We start from the raw sequence: 20233 nt of genomic DNA, 5'->3' as shown, positions 1-20233 counted from the left end.
CCCTCACGCTACCCGCGTCGTTCGAGCGGTGCGTACTCGGCCATCAGCTTGCGCTCGCTGCCGTCGCGGGCGAAGCGGATGACGACGACGCCGCCGGGCTCGGTGCCGGTCACGACGCCCTCGCCGAAGGCGGCGTGCAGGACGTCGTCGCCGAGGCGGAAGCCGGCGCCCGCGGCCGGCTCCGGAGCCTCGGAGCGCATCGACGCCCACGACGCCGAGGCGCGCGGGCGGATCGCGCGGTCGCCCGACGCGCCGCCGCCGAGATGGTGGGCCCAACTTCCGAGGGCGCCCTGGCGGTCGACGAACTCGGCCGGGATCTCGCTCAGGAACCGCGACGGCAGCCCGTAGGCGCGCGAGCCGAACACGTTGCGCTGGCGCGCGTGCGTGAGCGTCAGCGACCGCATCGCCCGCGTCATCCCGACGTAGCAGAGGCGCCGCTCCTCCTCGAGCGTCCCCTCGTCCAGCGACCGGGAGTGCGGGAAGACGCCCTCCTCCATCCCGATCATGAAGATGATGGGGTACTCCAGGCCCTTGGCGTTGTGCAGGGTCATGAGCGTGACCATGCCGCCGTCGTCGACGCGCGTGTCGGTGTCCGAGCGCAGCGCGGTCTCCTGGAGGAAGACGTCGAGCCGGTCCTCCTCGGCGCGGTGCGTGCCGTCGAACTCGCGCGCGACCTCGACGAGCTGCTCGAGGTTCTCGATCCGCCCCTGCGCCTCGATCGTGCGCTCGGCCTGCAGCGCGTCGAGGTAGCCGCTCTCGTGCAGCACGGCCTCGAGCAGGTCGCCCATCGGGACGTTGTCGGCGACGCGCTCGCGCAGGCCCTCCATGACCGACATGAAGCGGTCGAACGACCGCACCGCGGCCGTGCCCAGCCCCGGGACGCCGGCCGGGTCCGACGCGGCCTCCCACGTCGAGATCCCCATCGCCTCGGCATGGGCGAGCACGCGCGACAGCGACGTCTGGCCGATCCCGCGCTTGGGCGAGTTGGCGATGCGCGTGAACGAGATCGCGTCGGCCGGATTGGCGAGCAGCGTCAGGTAGGACAGCGCGTCCTTGACCTCGGAGCGCTCGTAGAACTTCGTGCCGCCGATGATCTGGAACGGCACGTCGGCGCGCACCAGCGCGTCCTGCAGGACGCGCGACTGCGCGTTGGTCCGGTACAGGCACGCGATCTCGGCCAGCGACACGCCCTCGTCGCGCAGCCGCTGGACCTCGCCGAGGACGTAGCGCGCCTCGGCGTGCTCGTCGTCGAGCTCGCGGATCATCACCGGGTCGCCGGCGCCCTGGTCGGTCCACAGCGTCTTGTGCATCTGCGCGCGGTTGTGCGCGATGACGGCGTTGGACGCGTCGAGGATCGTCTGCGTGGAGCGGTAGTTCTGCTCGAGCTTGACGACCGCGACTGGGATCCCCGCCCGCCCGAAGTCGTCCTGGAAGTCCAGGATGTTGCGAATGTCCGCGCCGCGGAACGAGTAGACCGACTGCGCGTCGTCGCCGACCACCGCAAGGTTCTTGTGCTCGCCGGCGATGAGCTGCAGCAGCCGGTACTGCGCGTGGTTGGTGTCCTGGTACTCGTCGACGAGCACGTGGCGGAACGTCTCGTTGTACCGCGCCCGCACCTCCGGGAACAGCTCCAGGAGGTTGACCATGCGGAACAGCAGGTCGTCGAAGTCCATGGCGTTCATCCGGACCAGCTCGGACTCGTACAGCTTGTAGGCGTCGGCGACCGTGCGCTCGAAGTAGCCGTCGACCATCTGCCCGTAGTCCTCGGCGGAGCGCAGCTTGTTCTTGGCGTCGGAGATCTGGTGGGCGACCGCGCCGGGCGTGAACCGCTTGGGGTCGACGTCGAGCTGGTCCAGGCAGCGCTTGACCAGCCGCCGCGAGTCCGACGCGTCGTAGATCGTGAAGCGGTTGGTGTAGCCCAGCCGCTCGGCGTGCTGGCGCAGCATGCGCGCGCAGGCGGAGTGGAACGTCATGACCCACATCGCGCGCGTGGAGTGCCCGAGCAGCAGCCCGACGCGCTCGCGCATCTCGGCCGCGGCCTTGTTCGTGAAGGTGATCGCCAGGATCTCGCCCGCCCGCGCGCGCTGCGTGTGGATCAGGTAGGCGACCCGGTGGGTGAGCACGCGCGTCTTGCCCGACCCGGCGCCGGCGAGGATCAGCAGCGGCCCGTCTCCGTGCAGGACGGCGTCGCGCTGCGGCGGGTTCAGCCCTTCGAGGAGATCGGCGACGCGCTGGTCTGAGCCAGCCTTGGACGGCACTTCGGACGGCACCTCTCCAGGATAGGCGCGCCCCCGGCGGTGTCCTGACACGCGCAAGTGCACAACTTGGAGGGGTCAGACCAGCGCAGTTCCCGATGGACCTCGCAGTTGTTCGATGACTTGCGGCAGAACCGCGACCGTGCGGGGGACTTTGAACGGCGCGGCCGCCATGCATCGGCGCGGCCATGGACATCCATGGACGCGTCTCTGGCTGCTGCAGGCCGTAATCTTCGCGGCGGCGGCCGCCGCCTCCTCATCCCCGGCGGCGGCCGCCGAGCTTCATTGCGCGCACGCGAGCGCGGCGCCGTCGCACCTGAGCACGCGCGCCGCGACCCGCGCGCTGCAGTGCCTGATCAACGAGGTGCGCGCCCAGCACGGGCTGCTCCCCGTCCGGGCCAACGCGCGGCTGGGCCTCGCGGCGCGCCGCCATGCCGGCGACATGGCCGGCCACGACTTCTTCGCCCACGTGTCGCCGCGGACGGGCTCGATGCAGTCGCGGGTCAAGCGGGCCGGCTACCTGCGCCGCGTCCACGAGTGGTGGCTGGGCGAGGCGCTGGCGTGGGGCAAGGCGCGCGCCGGCGCACCTCAGGCGATCCTGCGCGGCCTGCTCGACAGCCCGCCGCACCGCGCGATCCTGCTGGACCCGGGCTTCCGCGACCTCGGCGTCGGCGTCGTGCACGGCGCGCCGCGGGGCGGGAACGCGGGCGCGCTGACGGTCGCGCTGGACTTCGGGCGCGTCCGCCGCTGAGTAGGCTGCGGCGGTCCGTCATGGGCCGCCTCGCCGATCATGTCCGCGCGTCCTGCGCGCAAGTCGCCGCCACCGCGGAGTCGGTCCGGATCGACCACGAGCGCCTGTCGCTGTACGACGCCGGCGGCGCGCTGGAGATCAGCGACCCGGGCCTCGACCCGGTCCGCCACTACCTCGAAGGCACGCCGGCCGACGTCGCGACCTACACGCTGGCGCTCGACACCATCAACTTCGGCTCGGGCTGGTTCCCGACGCTGCGCAAGCGCGTCGACCCCGCCACCGGCCGCGCGGTGTCGGGCTACTTCACCGTCGCCTGGAACCTCGCCGACCGGTTCCGGGTCGACGGCGCCTGGAGCACCGACGACCTGCGCGCGATGCGGACCGACACGCTCGCCGCGACGCTCGGCCAGACGGCCGACCACGAGCTGATGAGCCTCTACGCGCAGGCGCTGCGCGAGCTCGGGCGCTTCCTCGGCGAGCGCTCGACGCTCGACGTCGTCGCCCAGGCCGGCGGCAGCGCCGACCGGCTCGCCGCGATCCTCGCCGGCTCGCTGGCCTTCTACGACGACCGCGGCTTCTTCAAGCGCGCGCAGATCGTCGGCAACGACCTCGCGCTCGCGGGCGTCGCCCGGTTCGACGACCTCGACGAGCTGACGATCTTCGCCGACAACCTCGTCCCCCACGTCCTGCGCTGCGACGGGATCCTGGTCTACGCGCCCGAGCTCGCGGCGCGCATCGACGGCGAGCACCTGCTGGCGGCCGGCCGCGCCGAGCGTGAGATCCGCGCGTGCGCGGTCCACGCCTGCGAGCTGCTGAGCGAGCGCCTCGGCGTCCCCGCCCGCGTCCTCGACATGTGGCTCTGGACCCGCGGCCAGGACCCGGCCCTCAAGGCCCGCCCCCGGCACCGTTGCCGGACGGTCTACTACTGAATGGCCACCGCAGCCTCCCCCTTCGGATAGGTCAGCGCCGCACACCGGCGCGTACCGTCGGCGCATGAAGACCGCTCTGCTCACGCTCACGGTGGTCGCCGTGGCAGGGGTGCCCGGCATCGCGTCGGCCTCGACGATCTCGGTCGACGGCACGGGCACGATCCAGTACCGGGCCGCGCCGACCGAGGCCAACAGGCTCGACCTCGTCGAGCCGTTCGCCAACCCCTACGTCTTCGCCGACAACGGCGCGTCGCTCAGCGCCGGCAGCGGCTGCACGGCCGACCCCGCGCTGACCGTCAGCTGCCCCGTCGGCCCGATCGTCGCCAGCCTCGGCGACGGCGACGACGCCGCGCTGGTCAACCAGTTCGCGACCGGGCCGACGACGATCGACGGCGGCTCCGGCGACGACGACGTCTTCGCCGGCTCGGCGAGCTCGACGACCGTCACCGGCGGCTCGGGCGACGACACGCTGATCGCCTCGACCAACAGCAGCTCGACCATCGAGGGCGGCGCGGGCAACGACCGGCTCGCCGGCCGCAGCAGCGCGGACCAGATCTCCGGCGGCCCGGGCAACGACCTCATCGCCGAGCGGCCGAGCCGCAGCAACCTGCCGCTGTCGGGCGACAGCGGCAACGACCGCATCGTCGACACGGGCGCGCGCGGCGCCTCCGACGGCGGCGCGGGCAACGACCTGCTCATCAACGGCCCGGACATCTCGGGCGGCGCGGGCAACGACCGCATCGTCAAGACCGAGGGCGGCGGCCGGATCCGGTCCGGCGCCGGCAACGACATCATCTCGGCCGCCGACGGCACCGGCATCGGCGGCGAGATCCACTGCGGTACCGGGATCGACCTCGTCTGGGCCGATCCGGAGGACACCGTCGCCCCGGACTGCGAGTACGTCTTCGCGGGTCCGGCGCCCACGATCCCCGGCGCCGCACAGGCGATCGCCGACGCGCAGGCCCTCCTGACCCACGTCCCGGACGTGAGCTGAGCGCCGGGCCCGCGGGCCGCGGGTCTCGCCCTCTGGGCGAACACCCGCAAGCGAACCCGAGCCCTCTGGGCGAGGCGTTCGCCCGTCAGCCGCCGGCGGGGTTGTGCCCGCGCACCGGGCGCAGCTCGCGCACCTGCGCGGGCGGCTCTTCGCCGTTGAGGTCGGCGACGCGCTTCTCGAGCTCGCCGAGCCGGCCGCTCAGCTCCCGGATCGCGTCGGCGACCGGGTCGGGCAGGTGGATCCAGTCGGCGTCGGGCCCCTCCGGGCGCTTGCCGTCGACGCGGACGACGTGGCCCGGGTTGCCGACCACCGTCGAGTTCGGCGGCACGTCGGTGATGACGACGGAGTTCGCGCCGACCTTCGCCCCGTGGCCGACCTCGATCGGGCCGAGCAGCTTGGCGCCCGAGCCGACGGTGACGTTGTCGCCGACGGTCGGGTGGCGCTTGCCGGTCGCGAAGCCGGTGCCGCCGAGCGTGACGCCCTGGTAGAGCGTGACGTCGTTGCCGACGTCCGCGGTCTCGCCGATCACGACGCCCATGCCGTGGTCGATGAAGAGGCCGTCGCCGACGTTGGCCGCGGGATGGATCTCCACGCCCGTCGTCAGCCGGCTGAGGTAGGCGATCGCGCGCGGCGCGATCGGGACGCCCGAGTCGTGCAGCGCGTGCGCCACGCGATGGGCGAGCACCGCCTGCACGCCCGGCCACGCGATCAGCACCTCGAACGAGGAGACGCCGCGAGCGGCCGGATCGCGCTCGTGGGCGGCGGCGATGTCGAGCCGCAGCTCACGGGTGACGCGACGCAGGATCCCGATGCCGAGCATCGCCCACTACCGTACTCGACACGATGGCCAAGTCCCGCGTCCTCATCTTGCACGGTTGGCAGGGGTCCGGACCCGGCCACTGGCAGACCTGGCTCGCGGGGCGGTTGCGCGAGGCGGGCGCGCACGTGCAGTACCCGGAGCTGCCCGACTGCGAGGTTCCCTGCCCGGACGCCTGGGCCGCGGCCCTGCACCGCGAGGTGCGCGCGCTGGCCCGCGGCGAGGGCGAGCGCGTCGTGATCGCCCACTCGCTCGGCTGCGTGCTGTGGCTGCGCGAGGCGGCGGCGATCCGGCCCGAGCATCGGGTCGACCGCGTCGTCCTGGTCGCGCCGCCGTGCCCGGGCGCGAAGGTCCCCGAGCTCGCGCGCTTCTACCCCACCGGCGCCGACAAGGCCGGCATCGACAGCGCGGCCAAGCACACCAGGTTGGTCTGCGCCGACGACGACGCCTACTGCCCCGGCCGCGGCGCGGCCCAGCACTGGGGCGCGCCGCTCGAGCTGGTCGTCGACCTGCTGCCGGGCGCGGGGCACCTCAACGTCGAAGCCGGGTACGGCGCCTGGCCGGCGATGGAGGCGTGGGCGCTCGGCGCGGCCGACGCGCTGACGGCGCGCGACTCCGTCGGCGTCTGAGCGCCGCCTACTGCGGCGCGAAGAACGGCGCGCTGATGTAACGCTCGCCGGAGTCGGGCAGGATCGTCACGATCCGCTTGCCCTGGTTCTCGGGCCGCTTGCCGACCTCGATCGCGCCCCACAGCGCGGCGCCGCAGGAGATCCCGGCGAGGACGCCCTCGCGCGCGGCGGCCAGGTGCGCGGTGTCGATCGCGTCGTCGTCGCTGACTGGGAGGATCTCGTCGATGACCGCGCGGTCCAGGACCGCCGGGACGAAGCCCGCGCCGATGCCCTGGATGCGGTGCGGGCCGGGACCCTGACCGGACAGGACGGCGGAGCCGGCCGGCTCGACCGCGATGACCTGCGCGTCCTTGTTCACCGACTTGATCGCCTCGCCGACGCCGGTGATCGTCCCGCCGGTGCCGACGCCCGCGACGAAGATGTCCACCTTGTCGTCCATGGCCTTCAGGATCTCCGGCCCGGTCCCGAGGCGGTGCGCCTCCGGGTTGGCGGGGTTGGAGAACTGGTCGGGCAGGAACGCGTCGCCGCCACCGGCGGCGCCGCGCGCGGCCTTGACCGCCTCGTCCATCCCGCCCATCGACTCGACGATCTCGACGCGCGCGCCGTAGAGCTTCAACAACGCCTCGCGCTCGCGCGACATGCCCTGCGGCAGGAAGATCGCCAGCTCGTAGCCCTTGGCGGCGCACACGAACGCGAGCGCGATGCCGGTGTTGCCGGAGGTCGCCTCGACGATCGTCGTCCTGCCGGGCTCGATGCGACCCTCGGCCTCGGCCGCGTCGATCATCGCGATCCCGATGCGGTCCTTGACCGAGCCGCCGGGGTTGTAGGCCTCGAGCTTGCCGTAGAGCTCGACGCCCTCCGGCTCGAGGCGGCTGAGACGCACCATCGGCGTGTTGCCGATGTGATCGGAGATGTTGGTCGGAATTCGGGCCATTCCGCGTCGAGGCTATCGGGCGCGGCCGATGGCGTTCGCGCGAAGCGGGGCTACGGCGTCGGCGCCGACCTGCCCGTCATGGCCTTCGCGGCCTGGCGGATGGGCTCGCCCGGCGGGCGGGTGCGGACGATGCGCTCCGCTCGGTCGGCGGCCGGGTTGCCTCGAGCGGCCATGGCGTCTGCGTGCATCTCTCGGAGCGTGCGCGCATAGCGCCGGATGAGCTCGAGCTGGGCAGGACCGTGATCGCTCATGTATCAACCAACCTGGACGAACCCTAACGTCGCCACTGGGCCGAGTCCACCCGGTTTCGCGCAAACTGCACGAACCGGGACCACCGGTCCACCCCACTCCGACGGCCAGGCCCGCGCCGCGCACCTCCCCCTTCGGCCAGGTCCGTTCGTGGGCCCCGCAATTACCGTCCTGGGCGATGTACCAAGTCCAGGACTCGACCGCTCTGCTCCGTGCGCGCCGCGGCTTCGCGGCCGCCAAGAAGACCGGCCGGCCGTTCGTCGCGCGCACGGTGCTGCTGCTCGGCCTGACGAGCCTCGTCACCGACATCTCGTCCGAGATGGTGTCGGCGATCCTGCCGCTGTACTTCGTCCACCAGCTGGGCATGAACCCGATGCAGTTCGGCGTCCTGAACGGCATCTACCAGGGCGGCTCGGCGTTCGCGCGGCTGATCTTCGGCTTCATCGCCGACCGCATGAGCCGCTACCGCGAGATCGCCGGCGTCGGCTACGGGCTGTCGTGCATCTGCAAGCTCGGCCTGCTGGTGACCACCGCCTTCGGGCCGCTCACCGCGATCCTGCTGCTCGACCGCACGGGCAAGGGGATCCGGACCTCGCCGCGCGACGCGATGATCTCGATGAGCACCCCGCAGGACGAGCTCGGCACCGCGTTCGGCGTGCACCGCGCGATGGACACCTGCGGCGCGATGCTCGGCCCGCTGCTCGGCTTCGCGCTCCTGGCCCTGACGCCGAACGAGTACCACGGCATCTTCCTGATCTCGTTCTGCTTCGCGCTGATCGGCGTCGCGATCCTGCTGCTCGTCGAGGACCCGGCGCGCGACCCCGAGCGCCTCGCCGCGCGTGACGCGGACGCGGACGCGGCCGCGATCGCCAACGCCGACGCCGACGCCGACGCGCCCAAGCCACGCCTCACGCTCCGCGGCGCCACCGACCTGCTCCGCGACACCCCGCTGGCCGGCCTGACCGTGATCGCCTTCCTGCTCGGCCTGGCCACGGTCGGCGACGCGTTCCTCTACCTCCAGCTCGACGACCGCCTCGACCTCGCCGACAGCCTGTTCCCGCTGCTCTACGTCGGGACGTCCTCGATCTTCATGGTCATGGCCGTCCCGGTCGGCCAGATGTCGGACCGCGTCGGCCGCGCGCGGGTCTTCACGGCCGGCTACGCGATCCTGCTCGCGCTCTACCTCGTCCTGCTCTCCGGCGCCCACGGCGACCTGCTCATCCCGGCGACGCTGATCGGGCTCGGCCTGTACTACGCGTGCACCGACGGCGTGCTCGCCGCGCTCGGCTCCGCCGCCGTGCCCGAGGGCGTGCGCGGAACCGGCCTCGCCGCGCTGGGGACCGCGACCGCGCTGGCGCAGTTCGGCGCGTCGCTCGCCTTCGGCGCGCTGTGGGCCGTGGCCGGCGTCCACACCGCGTTCATCGTCTTCGCGCTCGCCCTCGCCGCCGCGCTGGCCGTCACCGCGTTCGTCCTGCTGCTGCGCCCCGCCCGGCGCGGGGTGGGCGCCGCATGACCCGCCAGCGGCGCGTCGGGCTGTTCGTCGCGCTCACCACCGCCGCCGTCGCCGTGATCGGCGCCTACCTGGCGATCACGCTCCTGGGCGCCAGCAAGGAGGACCCGACGATCGCGGCGGCCGCCAAGGCGCCCGCCATGGAGATCGTCAAGGGCGACATGGTGCTGTTGGACCGCGACCGCCAGCACCCCAAGGCCTGGGGGCGCATGGTCGTCGTCGGGCCCGACGGCCGGCGCCACATCGGGCGGCTGACGTGCGAGCGCGTCGCGTTCGCCGCCGGCTCCGGCATCTGCATGGCGCAGGCCCACGCGCTGCCGGCCCCGACGTACGAGGCGCGCTTCTTCGACGCCCACCAGAACGTCACCGGCAAGGTCTCGGTGCCCGGCACGCCCAGCCGCGCGCGCGTGTCCCCCGACGGCCGTTACGCCGCGTCGACGACGTTCGTCGGCGGCGACAGCTACACCAACCCCGGCCAGTTCTCGACGCGCACGCGGGTGTACGACGTCAAGGGCGGCAAGTCGCTCGGGGACCTCGAGGACTACAAGGTGACCCTGGACGGCCAGGTCATCGACAAGCAGGACTTCAACTTCTGGGGCGTGACGTTCACCGGCGTCGGCGCGCAGTTCTACGCCACCCTCGGGACCGGCGACCACCACTACCTCCTGCACGGCGACGCGCTCGCCAGGACCGCGACCGTCGTGCGCGACGGCGTCGAGTGCCCGTCGCTGTCGCCCGACGGCACGCGCCTGGCGTTCAAGGCGCGCGTCGGCCAGCCGTTCCAGTGGCGCTTCCACGTCCTGGACCTCGCCAGCGGCAAGGAGACCGCGCTGGAGGAGACGCGCTCGGTCGACGACCAGATCGCGTGGCTCGACGACCGGCGCCTGGCCTATGGCGTCGACGAGGAAGTGATGGAGGTCCCCGCCGACGGCTCGCGCGGGCCGCGCCGCCTGATGGTGGGCGCGACGAACCCGAACAGCGTGCAGTAGGCGTCAGGCGCTATGCGTCGCGGTCGCGGTCCAGGCGCCGCTGCTCGCGGCGCTCGAGCTTGCGTGCGCGGCGCTCGGCGCGGGTCAGCTTGCGCCCCCGCTTGACGTCGGTCCCGCCCATCAGCGAGAAGAGCTTGAGGTGCACGGTCGGCCCGCCGGGGACCGGGCGCTCGCGGCCGAGCTTGACGTCGTTGCCGCCCATCAGCGCGAACTGCGTCACCTGGACGTCAAGCCCCTCCGGGACCCAGACGTCGGCGCCGCCCATGATCGAGATGATGCGGATCTCCGTGTGGCGCGCCGTCAGCTCGGCGTCGTTGAAGTCGATCTCGCTGCCGCCCCAGAAGTTGAAGTTGAAGACCTTGGGTTGCACGCGCCAGTGCCCGCGGCGGTCGTGGCCCGACATGATGGAGATCAGCCACTTGGTGCCGCCGGGCGCGTCGGGGACGACGGGCAGCGCGCGGGCCGAGGAGCCGAGCTCGGCGGCACCGCCGCTGGGGACGACGTCGGCGACCAGCAGCTCGAGCTCCGCGCGCGTGCGCGACGCGAAGACCGTGTCCAGCCGCTCGTCGAGCTCGTCGACCGTGAGGCGCCCCTCGCCGGCGGCCCGGCGCAGCACCTCGGCGGCCTGCTCGCGATCGGCGTCCGAGGCGCGCAGTTCGGGGAGATCGCCGGCCACGCTGCTGACCCTAGCGCCGGGCGTCCGCGCGGGACCGTCCGGGCTCGCGGGGCTGACGAGGTGTTACGTATGATCGCCGGCGTGAGCGACCTTCGCGCCCTGGTCCGGCGCCCCTACGCGCTGCGGATGCTGCTCTCCGCCCTGGTTGGACGGCTCCCCGAGGCGATGGTCCCGCTGGCGCTGCTGCTGCTCGTCCGCCACGAGGGCGGGTCCTACGCGACGGCGGGCGCGGTCGCCGGGGCGTTCGCGATCGGCGCCGCGGTCGGCGGCCCGCTGCTGGGCCGCGGCATCGACCGGGTCGGGCAGACGCGCGTGCTGATCGTGGTGGCGATCGCGCGCAGCGCGGCGCTGGCCGGGATCGTCGCCGTGGCGCCGTCGTCGTTGGCCGTCGCCGGCGTCCTGTGCGTCGCGGCCGGCGCGCTCACGCCGCCGCTGGAGCCGGCGCTGCGCGCGCTGTGGCCCGACCTCGCCGGCCACGACGAGCACGCGCTGGCCGCCGCCTACGAGCTGGACGCCGGCGCGCAGGAGCTGATCTTCGTCGTCGGCCCGCTGCTGGTCGCCGTCGGCGTCGCGGTCGGCAGCCCGGCGCTGGCGCTGGACCTCGCCTCGGTGATCGGCCTGCTCGGGACGCTGGCCTTCGCCCTGGCGCCGCCGACGCGCGCGTGGCAGGCGACCGAGCACGGCCCGTCGCACTGGACCGCCGCGGTCCGGGCGCCCGAGGTCGCGCTCCTGCTGGCGATCGGCCTGCTGGCCGGCGCGACGACCGGCGTCGTCAACGTCACCGCGACCGCGTTCGCCGAGCACACGCTCGACGACCGCGACCTCGCCGGCTGGCTGCTGGCCGCGTGGGCCGTCGGCGCGCTCGCCGGCGGCCTGACGGCGGCGGCGCGCCGCTGGAAGATGGGACCCGACCAGCGGCTGACGCGGCTGCTGATCGGGTTCGGGATCGCGTTCGTCCCGGCGCTGTTCGCGCGCTCGACGCCGACGATGGCGCTGGCCATGGCGATCGCGGGCGCGTTCCTGGCCCCGACGCTCGCGGCGATCTTCGTCCTGACCGGGACGCGGGCGCGGACGGGCGCCATCACCGAGACGTTCGCCTGGCTGACGTCGTCGTTCCTGGTCGGCAGCGCGGCGGGCGCGGCGGCCGGCGGGACGCTGACCGGCAGCGGCTCGGGCGTGCAGGGCTTCGCGCTGGCGGGCGCGATCGCGCTGGCCGCGGCGGCGCTGTGGCAGGCGCGGCGCGTGCGCGCGGCGCCGGCGCATCAGGCCTACAACTAGGCCGCGGCGTCAGCTTCCGGCCCGGGGACCCGCCGGGCCGCGTTCGCCCTGGGCCCCGGTGTCGCCCTTGTCGCCCTTGGCGCCCTTCGCGCCCCTGTCGCCCTTCGCGCCCTTGTCGCCGGTCGTGCCCTTGTCGCCCTTAGCGCCCGTATCGCCCTTCTTGCCCTGGGCGCCGTCGTCGCCCTTGTCGCCCTTCGTGCCCTGGACGCCGTCATCGCCCTTGTCGCCCTTGTCGCCCTGCGCGCCGGGGTCGCCCGTGTCCCCCGTCGCGCCCGTCGCGCCCGTCGCGCCCCTCGGGCCGCGGAACGGCTCGGTCGACGTCCCGTCCGGCGTCACGACCGCGCCGAGCTCGCGGCACGTGCCGCTGCGCAGCGGGACGCCGGGCGTCGCCGGGTTGAGGATCTGGATCTCGAGCACCTCGGAGGCCGGGACCACGACGATGCGGTTGGCGTCCGTCGTGCCCTGGCGATCGGCGAGCACCACGTGGTCGTCGTCGCGCGAGATGTAGGTCGCCTCGATGCAGCGCCCGGTGTTCAGGCTCACGAGCGCCGACCGGAACAGGTTGGCCCGGTCGAACTGCGACGCCACCGAGATGCCGCCCAGGCCGATCAGGGCGACGGCCGCCAGCACGCCGCCGCGCACCCACAGCCGCGTGACGAGGGCCCGCTGGCGCTGCTGCAGCGCCTCGCGGAGCCGCACCAGCCGCGGGTCGGCCACGGCGACGGTCTTCGTGATCTCGGCCGCGCGGTCCAGCTTGGCCTGCTCGGCGTCGAAGTAGGCGACGGCCGTCGTGTTGGCCACCGAGAGCGCCCGCAGCCGGGCGATCGCCGGAACGACCATGAGCACCAGGATGAAGATCACCCAGGCGGCGATCGTGACGCTGGTCGCCTGGCCCTCGGTGCCCATGACCACGAAGAGCAACGGCAGCGCGACGCCGACGGCGACCGGCGCCAGCGCGGTGATCAAGAGGCTCGCCGGGGGCCGCAGCATCACGGCCACCACGAGGACCACCACGACGCTCGCGGCCGGCAGCACGGAGACGAGGACGTCGACCCACCAGTGGTGGGAGCGGATGACGATCAGCGTCGCGATCGCCGTGGCGGCGCCCAGGCCGAGGCCCGCCAGCACGTCGCGTCGCTCGACGGCCTGGCTGGAGACGCGCGCGCCCAGCGCCACGAGCGCGATCGCCAGCACGATCCAGACCGCCAGCGCCTGCGCCCCCAGGACGAGCAGCTCGTTGCGCGACGCGAGCGAGATCGGGACGGCCCGCGGCAGATGCGCCTGCACGAGGCGCGCCCACAGCACGACGGCGCCCATCAGGATCACGTAGCCCGTGGCGCCGAGCGCCGCGATGATCGCCGCGCCGACCTGCCCCAGCGTCTGCAGCCGGTTGTCCATGGCTCAGGAGGTCGCCATCGGCGGCCCGGCCTGCGCGTCCGGCGGCTGGCGTTCGGCGGGTCGCGCGCCGCGAGGCGCGAAGTCGGTCTTGGCATGCTCCAGCCGGGCGCCGGTCATGGTCGTGCGATCGAGGCGCGCGCCGCGCAGGTCGGCGCCCCGCAGATCGGCGCCCGTCAGGTCGGCGAGCCGGAGATCCGCGTTGGTCAGCAGGGCTCCGCGCAGGTCGGCGGGCGCGAGCCGCGCCCTGCGCAGATCGGCGCGCCGCAGGTCGGAGTCGACGAGGTTGGCCCTCGTGAGGTCGCAGCTCGTCAGCACCGCGCCGGCCAGCTGCGCGGCCGTCAGCATCGTCTCGCGGAGGTCGGCGGCGGCGAGGTCGGCGCCTTCCAGCCGGGCGCCGGTGAGGTCGGCGCCGGAGAGGTCCAGGCCGCGCAGGCGCGTGCCGCGGAGGTCCACGCCGGCCAACGGCCAGGCGCTCGGAGGGCTGGGGCGCAGCGTCGCGGAGCGCGGGACATCGGCGTCGGCGTCGGCGTCGCCGGACTCGCTCGGCGGTGCCGCCTGGGACGGCGCCACGCCGGTCTTCGGCGAGGCATAGAGCTCCGGCGTCGTCACCTCGTCGAGCTCGTCCTCGAAGCGCCGGCCGACCGTCGTGGAGCGACCGAACTTGGAGGAGCGGCCGAAGCTCTCGACCACCCAGGCGGCGGCGTACACCGCCCCGAGGCCCACGAGCGCGCCGATGACCAGGACGATGGCGGTCGACAGCACGAGGCTGACCAGCAGCGGAGTGGCGAGCAGTGGCGGCATGCGCGACGCCACTATCGCGATGCGTTGGTCACCAATGCAAGATGCTCGTACCAAACACCCAGGCGCGGGCCGTGAAACACCTAGATGTAGAGCATGACAGCCTACGCCGTTGATCGGTTAGGGCGCTCGCGCATCGGGGTATGGCAACATCATCATGTTGAAACTGGGTCTGGGTCGTCCGTCACCGGCGATGGTGGTCGCGTGCATCGCGTTGATCGTCGCGCTGGGCGGCACCGGCTATGCGGCCACGCAGCTGCCGGAGAAGAGCGTCGGCCAGAAGCAGCTGCGCAACGGCGCGGTCGGCAACCTGCAGATCCGCGACAAGGCCGTGACCGGCGGCAAGCTGCACAAGGACTCCGTCACCAGCGACGCGATCGACAATGGCGCCGTCAAGGCCGCCGACCTGGCCAAGGGCATCCTCCCCGCCGCCGCGTCGACCGTCCACCAGGTCAGCGGCGACCCGATCGCCCCGGGCGCCGTCGGCGCCGCGACCGCCAGCTGCGATCCCGGCCAGCGCGCGACCGGCGGCGGAGGCGGCTTCGCCGGCCCGGCGGTCACCAACGACAAGATGGTCGACTCCATCCCCGTCGGCGACGTACGCCCCGTGATCCGCTGGCGCGTCTCCCTCTTCAACGGCGGCACCCAGCCCCGCACGCCGGTGGCCTACGTGCTCTGCGTCGGCCCCTAGATGTCCTGCTTGCGGTCTTGGTGGACGCGGGTGATGGGTGGTCGGTCGCCGGCGGCGGTGTGAGGGCGTAGGCGGTTGTAGAACCGGATCCAGGATGCCAGGGCGCGGTCGCGTTGGGTGCTGTTTTGCCAGACGCGGCCGTGTGCCCACTCGTCGTCCATGGTCTGAAAGAACCGCTCGACCTTGCCGTTCCAGCGCGGTGTGTAGGGCGGCGTCGGGATGTGGCGAGCGCCGAGCTCGGCCAACACCTCGGTGAACAGGAGGCTGGTGTAGGCCTTGTGATTGTCAGACATCACCGCCTCAACGGGGCCGCAGCCCTGCTCGAGAAACCAGGCGGCAGCCCGGCGCAAGGTGGCGCTGGTGCTCTGGGCCGTCTCGCCGCTGTGCAGCTCGCAATAGGCCAGGCGCGTGTGGTCATCGACGACGCCGATGACATAGGTCGTGCCCGCCTTGCGCGTGCGGGTCTTCTCGCTGCGCTGGCCCGTGGCCCAGTGGCCGGGCTGATCGAACTTCGGTGCCCGGAAGGCGTCGATATGCAGCAACGCTCCGGTCTGCGCCCATTCATAGCGGCGTGTGCTGCGCTGCTTTGCCGAGCGGCGTCGACGCGAGACGCCGTGGCGTCTGAGGACTTTGTAGATCGTTCCGCGATGGCGGCCCGTCAACGCCATCAAACGCATCGGACCCCAATTGCTCTTGGCCCGTGCCTCGAGGATCTGCTGCTCGGCCTCGGCGCTCAATGACCAAGGACATGTTCTTGGAATCGGTCGCCGCGGCAACAGACAGGAGAAGTCCTCGCGCTGCTCCTGACCGGCGCTCTGCCAGCGATCCCAAGCGGTCTTGACCGTCGTCGGCGAGCACGCCATCGACCTGGCGATCGATCGCAGCGACTCGCCTCGTTCTCGGCGGCGGATCATCTCGATCTTGGCCGCCGGTCCGAAGCGACATCTACGGTCTGTCATGTGTCCGGCCCTCCCGGTGGGCGTTGAGGTGGATCGCACCTCTCAGCCTCCGCCCGGGGCCGGACACACTCAAATCAGCCCGAGAACCTGTTCAGCAGGTCCGCAACCAGAACACCTAGAGCAGCGCCAGGCTCTCGGCCACCGGCTCGACGGTCCCGGTCGCCTCGCCGACGGCCACGGGCTCCGCTCGCAGTGGGCCGGTGTCGGCCTTGGTGGGGCGGGTGCTCTGCGCGAGCGCCGGGACGCGCCGCCAGGTGTAGATCGCCGTCACGAGCAGCGCCACGAGCACGAGGCCGCGCACGATCCACAGCGCCGCGCCGCCGAAGCCCTGGTCCGTGCCGAGCTCGTCGAACAGCAGCCAGAGCGTGAGCAGCTCGCCCAGCACGGCCCAGACGGTGACGTAGCAGGACACCAGGAAGCTCCACACCTGCCCCTGCATGCGCCGCTGCTGCTTGCTGGCATCGCCCGCCACGGTCTCCCACACCGGCCGTTGCAGCCCGGCGTAGAGGAGGCCCGCGACGACGATCGCGACGCCGAAGACGAGGTTGAGCGCGACGAACGCCGCCTTGCTCAGCCCGATGGTGTCCTCCGGCAGCACGCCGGCCGACACGAACGTCCCGAACAGCGCGCCGACGGCCGTCAGCTTCGTCGCGTAGCTGGTGCTGAAGTCGAGGTCGGACGGCAGGGGCGTGCCGAGGCCGACGTCGTCCTTGAGCGTCAGGACGGTCGCGACGGCCATGAGGATCAGGGCGAACACCGCCGGGATCCACAACGCCTCCGCCACGCCGACGTCGACCTTCGGCTCGGTCGCGATCGTCAGGCCGACCGTGCCCGGCGCGACGCCGCCGGCGCCGACGAAGAGCTGGCCGGCGAGCTTGCCGAGGTCGGCGCGCGGCTTGCGGTCCTGGCGCTGCGTGCTCGGCGTGGCGACCTGCAGGCGATAGCGCTCGACCGCGCCGGCGTCGATCTCGCTCTCGCCGTCGACGACGTCGACGACGACGCTGCGCGCCGCGTGGTCGCCGTTCTCGACGGCGGCGCCGAACGTCGGCGCGACCGCGTCGCCGGTGTCGTTGCGCACCCAGACGCTGAACGCCGACGAGGTCGCCCCGCCGGCGGTCACGGCGACCGCCTCCGGCTGGACGATCGCCAGCCCCGGGACGTCGGCCCGCGCCATGCCGGGCAGCGCCATGCCGGGCAGCGCCAGCAGGACGACCGCCACGACCAGGACGCAGCAACGCTGAGCGGTCACGGCGCGACGCTACGCGCGCCGCGCTGCGCCGTCAACCGGTACGAAGGTCTAGATGTAGTACATGGCAACGCCCGCCGACTTGCGCTCTTCCTCGACCACGTCGGCGACGGTGGTCTTGGCGAGGACGGCGCGGGCGGCGTTGGCGGCTTCGAGGAAGATGCCTTCGGAGCCGCCGCCGAGGGGGCCGTCGAGGAGCTCGACGATCTCCAGGACGGTGATCTCGGCCGGGGGCTTGGCGAAGGCGTAGCCACCCTTGACGCCGCGCTGGGACTTCAGGAGCCCGGCGCGGCGCAGCACGGCGAAGAGCTGCTCGAGGAACTGGACCGGGATGCCGCGCTGGCGGGCGAGCTCCCCGATCGGGACCGGGGTCTCGCCGCCCTGGCGGCCGAGCTCGGTCAGAGCCTTCAACGCGTACGGCGACTTCGTCGTGATCGAGAGCATCCCGCCCTCGACTTTACGACACGGCGCACCGCAAAGGCCGCAAATCCGCCCCGGAAAAGGGCGGAAGGAGCGGCGCGGCGCCCGCTAGAGCCAGCCGCGCTCGGTTGCGATCAGGACGGCCTGGGCGCGGTCGACCGCGCCGAGCTTGCCGTAGATGTTGTGAAGGTGCGTGCGGACCGTCGAGGTCGACAGCGACAGCTCGAGCGCGATCTGCTTGTACACCTTGCCCTCGGCCAGGCGCTTGAGCACCTCGAGCTCGCGACCGCTGAGCGGGCACGGATCGATCTGGCGCGTGCGGCCCGTGGTCGGGTAGGGCAGGTCGTACATGACGCTGCGCAGCTCGCTCGGCCCGAGGCCGATCGTGCGGGCGCACTTCAGCAGCTCGGTCGGCGACACGGCGCCGCCCTGGGAGTAGTGCGCGAGCATGTCGGCCAGGCGGACGAACGCCGCCTCGCCCTGCGCGTCGTCGGCGTGGTGGCGCTCGATGACCGACGCGACGGCCTTGGGCAGGCCCCAGCGACGGGCCAGGACGCCGCCGACCAGCGCGTGGTCGACGCCGAGCTCGCGGCGCTCGCGGTGGATGCGCTCCTCCGGCGTGCGCGCGTTGCCGTGCACCTGCCCGGGATAGCCCGGGTAGGCGTGCATGAGCACGAGCTTGCCGATGTCGTGCAGCAGCGCGGTCACCATCAGGCGGTCGCGGTACTCGTAGCCGGCCTCGGTCGCGAGCCGGTCCGCGGCGCGCTGCGTCGCGACGCCGTGCAGGCGGAAGCGCTCGGGCGCGGCGTCCCAGACGGACGAGCGCTCGAAGAAGTCGAAGGTGCGGGCGCGCGTGGCCAGGGCCTGGACGGCCTCCGGCGACAGGAGCTCGACGGCCTGGACGACCGACTCGACCTTGCCGCGGGTCTTGCCCTCCACCTGGTTGCCCAGGCGCAGGACGCTGATCACCAACGCGACGTCGGACTCGACGGCGGCGACGACCTCTCCGGTCGACACACGCTCCTGGCGCACGACGCGCAGCAGGCGGTTACGGGACTCGGCGAGCGCGGGGAACGCTTCGAGGGCTTCGAACGCCGCCGTGAGGCGACGGCCGTGGCCCTCGTTGTGACGGCGCTGGACATCAGCGGCCGGCGTGTGCTGGCTCGAAGAGGCTGCTGCGGCTGGGGGCATGTCGTCTCTGGGCTCCATGGGCATGGGCACGGAAGGTCACCGCGCCCGTCTTACCTCCCGGTTATCGGCAGCCGTGGACGGATGATTGAGCACCTTCTCGAACACTTGTCCGGTGCGTTGTCCGACCGTGGTATTCGCCTGCGCGGCCGGGGTTCCTGGCCGAAGGGCGGCAGAGACCTAGGCGGCGCCGCTCAGCGCGGCGTCCAGCCGGCGCAGGGACTCGTCGCGGCCCAGCGTCGCGAGCGACTCGAAGATGCCCGGCGAGATGGTCGTGCCGGTCAGCGCGACGCGGATCGGCTGGAAGACGTCCTTGGGCTTGCGCGCGGGATCGACCTCGACGACCTCGCGCAGCGCGACCTCGATCCGGTCGACGTCGAACGGCTCCAGGTGGGCGAGCGCTTCGCGCGCCTGCACGAGCGCGTGGCGGTGGTCGGCGTCGAGCCACTTCTCGCGCGCCTTGGGGTCGTCGCCCGGCCCGTCGAACAGGAAGCCGGCCAGCGGCCAGAAGTCGGCGAGCGTCCCGATCTTCTCCTGCGAGATCGCGACGGCCTCGCGCAGGCCCGTCCGCCCCGTGAACGCCTCGAGTCGCGCGGTGAGGTCGTCGACGCTCATCTCGCGCACGTAGCGGCCGTTGAGCCACGTGAGCTTCTTGACGTCGAACTGCGCGGGGTTCTTCTGCACGCGCGCGACGTCGAACTGCTCGGTCAGCTCGTGGGTCGACAGGATCGTCTGGTCGTCCGCGGCGCCCCAGCCGAGCAGCGCGAGGTAGTTGCGGACCGCCTCGGGCAGGAAGCCCGCGTCGCGCAGCTCCTGGACCGACGCCGCGCCGTGGCGCTTGGACAGCTTCTTGCCGTCAGGCCCGTGCAGCAGCGGCAGGTGCGCGAACAGCGGCGCGCTCGCCCCGATCGCCTCGTAGACGAGCAGCTGCTTGGGCGTGTTGGAGAGGTGGTCCTCGCCGCGGACGACGTGTGTGATCTCGGCGTCGGCGTCGTCCACCGCGACCGCGAAGTTGTAGAGGACGCTCCCGTCGGCGCGAGCGATCACCGGGTCGTCCATGTGGACGTGCTGGAAGACCGTGTCGCCGCGGATGAGGTCGTGGACGGTGGTCGAGCCCTCGTCGGGGACGCGCAGCCGGACCGCGCCGGTCTCCTCGGCCGCGCCGCGGAAGCCCTTGTCGGCGCCGTGCTGCGCCTTGTAGGCCTTGACGTCGTCGCCCGTCGCGTTCGACCTGTAGGCCTTGCCTTCGTCGAGCAGGCGGTTGAGCAGCTCCTGGTGGCGGTCGGTGCGCGAGAGCTGGCTGATCGGGCCCTCGTCGTAGTCGAGCTCGAGCCACGTCAGCGCGTCGAGGATCTGCTCGACGTTCTCCGGCGTCGACCGCTCCTTGTCGGTGTCCTCGATGCGCAGGACGAGCGTGCCCGCGTTCCCGCGTGCCATCAGCCAGTTGTAGAGGGCGGTCCGGGCGCCGCCGATGTGGAGGGCGCCGGTGGGCGAGGGAGCGAAGCGAACGCGCATCGCCCGC

Annotated in this window: 20 protein-coding genes; 8 read left to right on the top strand and 12 right to left on the bottom strand. The window is 72.8% G+C overall.

What is annotated here, in order from left to right; translation table 11 throughout:
* Positions 1–8: 8 nt before the first annotated feature.
* The gene (locus DSM104299_RS12865) at positions 9–2270 is read right to left on the bottom strand and encodes an ATP-dependent helicase (RefSeq protein WP_272477709.1); all 2262 of its coding nucleotides are present in this window, start codon (positions 2268–2270) and stop codon (positions 9–11) included.
* Positions 2271–2427: 157 nt separating this feature from the next.
* On the opposite strand from DSM104299_RS12865, the gene DSM104299_RS12860 reads away from it, so the two are divergent.
* The 3 genes from DSM104299_RS12860 (at position 2428) to DSM104299_RS12850 (ending at position 4929) form a co-directional block, all read left to right on the top strand.
* The gene (locus DSM104299_RS12860; protein ID WP_272477708.1) at positions 2428–3006 is read left to right on the top strand and encodes a CAP domain-containing protein; all 579 of its coding nucleotides are present in this window, start codon (positions 2428–2430) and stop codon (positions 3004–3006) included.
* 20 nt (positions 3007–3026) lie between these two features.
* Positions 3027–3935 carry a queuosine salvage family protein gene (locus DSM104299_RS12855; RefSeq protein ID WP_272477707.1) on the top strand — a complete coding sequence of 303 codons (909 nt, stop codon included), beginning with the start codon at positions 3027–3029 and terminating at the stop codon, positions 3933–3935.
* Between the two features lie 64 nt (positions 3936–3999).
* Positions 4000–4929 (top strand): calcium-binding protein, encoded by a 930-nt coding sequence (locus tag DSM104299_RS12850; protein WP_272477706.1) that lies wholly within the window; start codon positions 4000–4002, stop codon positions 4927–4929.
* 85 nt (positions 4930–5014) lie between these two features.
* Here the strand turns inward: DSM104299_RS12850 and cysE are convergent, their stop codons facing one another.
* On the bottom strand, positions 5015–5749 hold the full coding sequence (cysE, locus tag DSM104299_RS12845) for a serine O-acetyltransferase (RefSeq protein WP_349294513.1): 735 nt from the start codon (positions 5747–5749) through the stop codon (positions 5015–5017).
* Positions 5750–5772: 23 nt separating this feature from the next.
* On the opposite strand from cysE, the gene DSM104299_RS12840 reads away from it, so the two are divergent.
* On the top strand, positions 5773–6375 hold the full coding sequence (locus tag DSM104299_RS12840) for an RBBP9/YdeN family alpha/beta hydrolase (protein ID WP_272477705.1): 603 nt from the start codon (positions 5773–5775) through the stop codon (positions 6373–6375).
* Between the two features lie 7 nt (positions 6376–6382).
* Here DSM104299_RS12840 and cysK read toward each other — a convergent pair whose 3' ends face one another.
* Positions 6383–7309 carry a cysteine synthase A gene (gene cysK, locus DSM104299_RS12835; protein ID WP_272477704.1) on the bottom strand — a complete coding sequence of 309 codons (927 nt, stop codon included), beginning with the start codon at positions 7307–7309 and terminating at the stop codon, positions 6383–6385.
* Between the two features lie 50 nt (positions 7310–7359).
* Positions 7360–7497 (bottom strand): hypothetical protein, encoded by a 138-nt coding sequence (locus DSM104299_RS12830; RefSeq protein WP_272477703.1) that lies wholly within the window; start codon positions 7495–7497, stop codon positions 7360–7362.
* Positions 7498–7736: 239 nt separating this feature from the next.
* On the opposite strand from DSM104299_RS12830, the gene DSM104299_RS12825 reads away from it, so the two are divergent.
* Both DSM104299_RS12825 and DSM104299_RS12820 read left to right on the top strand, forming a co-directional pair.
* Positions 7737–9071 carry an MFS transporter gene (locus DSM104299_RS12825; protein ID WP_272477702.1) on the top strand — a complete coding sequence of 445 codons (1335 nt, stop codon included), beginning with the start codon at positions 7737–7739 and terminating at the stop codon, positions 9069–9071.
* Positions 9068–10057, top strand: a complete 990-nt coding sequence (locus DSM104299_RS12820) for a hypothetical protein (protein ID WP_272477701.1) — start codon at positions 9068–9070, stop codon at positions 10055–10057. The genes DSM104299_RS12825 and DSM104299_RS12820 overlap by 4 nt, the downstream gene beginning before the upstream one ends.
* Before the next feature lie 10 nt (positions 10058–10067).
* On the opposite strand, the gene DSM104299_RS12815 is transcribed toward DSM104299_RS12820, so the two are convergent.
* Positions 10068–10733, bottom strand: a complete 666-nt coding sequence (locus DSM104299_RS12815; RefSeq protein WP_272477700.1) for a DUF1707 SHOCT-like domain-containing protein — start codon at positions 10731–10733, stop codon at positions 10068–10070.
* 81 nt (positions 10734–10814) lie between these two features.
* Between DSM104299_RS12815 and DSM104299_RS12810 the strand changes: the two genes are divergently transcribed.
* The gene (locus DSM104299_RS12810; RefSeq protein WP_272477699.1) at positions 10815–12011 is read left to right on the top strand and encodes an MFS transporter; all 1197 of its coding nucleotides are present in this window, start codon (positions 10815–10817) and stop codon (positions 12009–12011) included.
* 9 nt (positions 12012–12020) lie between these two features.
* Here DSM104299_RS12810 and DSM104299_RS12805 read toward each other — a convergent pair whose 3' ends face one another.
* Both DSM104299_RS12805 and DSM104299_RS12800 read right to left on the bottom strand, forming a co-directional pair.
* Positions 12021–13409: a hypothetical protein gene (locus DSM104299_RS12805; protein WP_272477698.1), complete on the bottom strand. Its 1389-nt coding sequence runs from the start codon at positions 13407–13409 to the stop codon at positions 12021–12023.
* A 3-nt stretch (positions 13410–13412) separates the two neighbouring features.
* A complete protein-coding gene (locus tag DSM104299_RS12800; RefSeq protein ID WP_272477697.1) occupies positions 13413–14210 on the bottom strand; it encodes a pentapeptide repeat-containing protein in 798 nt (265 codons plus the stop codon).
* A 190-nt stretch (positions 14211–14400) separates the two neighbouring features.
* Here DSM104299_RS12800 and DSM104299_RS12795 point away from each other — a divergent pair, with 190 nt between their 5' ends.
* Positions 14401–14898 (top strand): hypothetical protein, encoded by a 498-nt coding sequence (locus DSM104299_RS12795; RefSeq protein ID WP_272477696.1) that lies wholly within the window; start codon positions 14401–14403, stop codon positions 14896–14898.
* Here DSM104299_RS12795 and DSM104299_RS12790 read toward each other — a convergent pair.
* From DSM104299_RS12790 to gltX, 5 genes are all read right to left on the bottom strand, one after another.
* Positions 14895–15812, bottom strand: a complete 918-nt coding sequence (locus DSM104299_RS12790; protein WP_272478090.1) for an IS481 family transposase — start codon at positions 15810–15812, stop codon at positions 14895–14897. The genes DSM104299_RS12795 and DSM104299_RS12790 overlap by 4 nt on opposite strands.
* A 160-nt stretch (positions 15813–15972) precedes the next feature.
* Complete coding sequence (locus DSM104299_RS12785; RefSeq protein WP_272477695.1) at positions 15973–17106, bottom strand: hypothetical protein; 1134 nt, start codon at positions 17104–17106, stop codon at positions 15973–15975.
* A gap of 48 nt (positions 17107–17154) precedes the next feature.
* A complete protein-coding gene (locus DSM104299_RS12780) occupies positions 17155–17547 on the bottom strand; it encodes an RrF2 family transcriptional regulator (protein WP_272477694.1) in 393 nt (130 codons plus the stop codon).
* Positions 17548–17631: 84 nt separating this feature from the next.
* Complete coding sequence (locus DSM104299_RS12775) at positions 17632–18732, bottom strand: HDOD domain-containing protein (RefSeq protein WP_272477693.1); 1101 nt, start codon at positions 18730–18732, stop codon at positions 17632–17634.
* A 159-nt stretch (positions 18733–18891) separates the two neighbouring features.
* Positions 18892–20226: a glutamate--tRNA ligase gene (gltX, locus tag DSM104299_RS12770; protein ID WP_272477692.1), complete on the bottom strand. Its 1335-nt coding sequence runs from the start codon at positions 20224–20226 to the stop codon at positions 18892–18894.
* Positions 20227–20233: the final 7 nt, after the last annotated feature.

This window comes from Baekduia alba, from assembly GCF_028416635.1.
Taxonomy (GTDB): Bacteria; Actinomycetota; Thermoleophilia; order Solirubrobacterales; family Solirubrobacteraceae; genus Baekduia; species Baekduia alba.
Note: the sequence above shows the minus strand (reverse complement) of the source record. Positions and strands in the feature narration are given on the sequence as shown.

Bases quoted from the DNA above. Each gene is read 5' to 3' on its own strand.
- DSM104299_RS12840 (WP_272477705.1), top strand. From the start codon at position 5,773: ATGGCCAAGTCCCGCGTCCTCATCTTGCACGGTTGGCAGGGGTCCGGA.
- DSM104299_RS12860 (WP_272477708.1), top strand. From the start codon at position 2,428: ATGCATCGGCGCGGCCATGGACATCCATGGACGCGTCTCTGGCTGCTG.
- DSM104299_RS12775 (WP_272477693.1), bottom strand. From the start codon at position 18,732: ATGGAGCCCAGAGACGACATGCCCCCAGCCGCAGCAGCCTCTTCGAGC.
- DSM104299_RS12800 (WP_272477697.1), bottom strand. From the start codon at position 14,210: ATGCCGCCACTGCTCGCCACTCCGCTGCTGGTCAGCCTCGTGCTGTCG.
- DSM104299_RS12825 (WP_272477702.1), top strand. From the start codon at position 7,737: ATGTACCAAGTCCAGGACTCGACCGCTCTGCTCCGTGCGCGCCGCGGC.
- DSM104299_RS12855 (WP_272477707.1), top strand. From the start codon at position 3,027: ATGGGCCGCCTCGCCGATCATGTCCGCGCGTCCTGCGCGCAAGTCGCC.
- cysE (WP_349294513.1), bottom strand. From the start codon at position 5,749: ATGCTCGGCATCGGGATCCTGCGTCGCGTCACCCGTGAGCTGCGGCTC.
- gltX (WP_272477692.1), bottom strand. From the start codon at position 20,226: ATGCGCGTTCGCTTCGCTCCCTCGCCCACCGGCGCCCTCCACATCGGC.
- cysK (WP_272477704.1), bottom strand. From the start codon at position 7,309: ATGGCCCGAATTCCGACCAACATCTCCGATCACATCGGCAACACGCCG.
- DSM104299_RS12820 (WP_272477701.1), top strand. From the start codon at position 9,068: ATGACCCGCCAGCGGCGCGTCGGGCTGTTCGTCGCGCTCACCACCGCC.
- DSM104299_RS12850 (WP_272477706.1), top strand. From the start codon at position 4,000: ATGAAGACCGCTCTGCTCACGCTCACGGTGGTCGCCGTGGCAGGGGTG.
- DSM104299_RS12805 (WP_272477698.1), bottom strand. From the start codon at position 13,409: ATGGACAACCGGCTGCAGACGCTGGGGCAGGTCGGCGCGGCGATCATC.
- DSM104299_RS12790 (WP_272478090.1), bottom strand. From the start codon at position 15,812: ATGATCCGCCGCCGAGAACGAGGCGAGTCGCTGCGATCGATCGCCAGG.
- DSM104299_RS12830 (WP_272477703.1), bottom strand. From the start codon at position 7,497: ATGCACGCAGACGCCATGGCCGCTCGAGGCAACCCGGCCGCCGACCGA.
- DSM104299_RS12780 (WP_272477694.1), bottom strand. From the start codon at position 17,547: ATGCTCTCGATCACGACGAAGTCGCCGTACGCGTTGAAGGCTCTGACC.
- DSM104299_RS12795 (WP_272477696.1), top strand. From the start codon at position 14,401: ATGGTGGTCGCGTGCATCGCGTTGATCGTCGCGCTGGGCGGCACCGGC.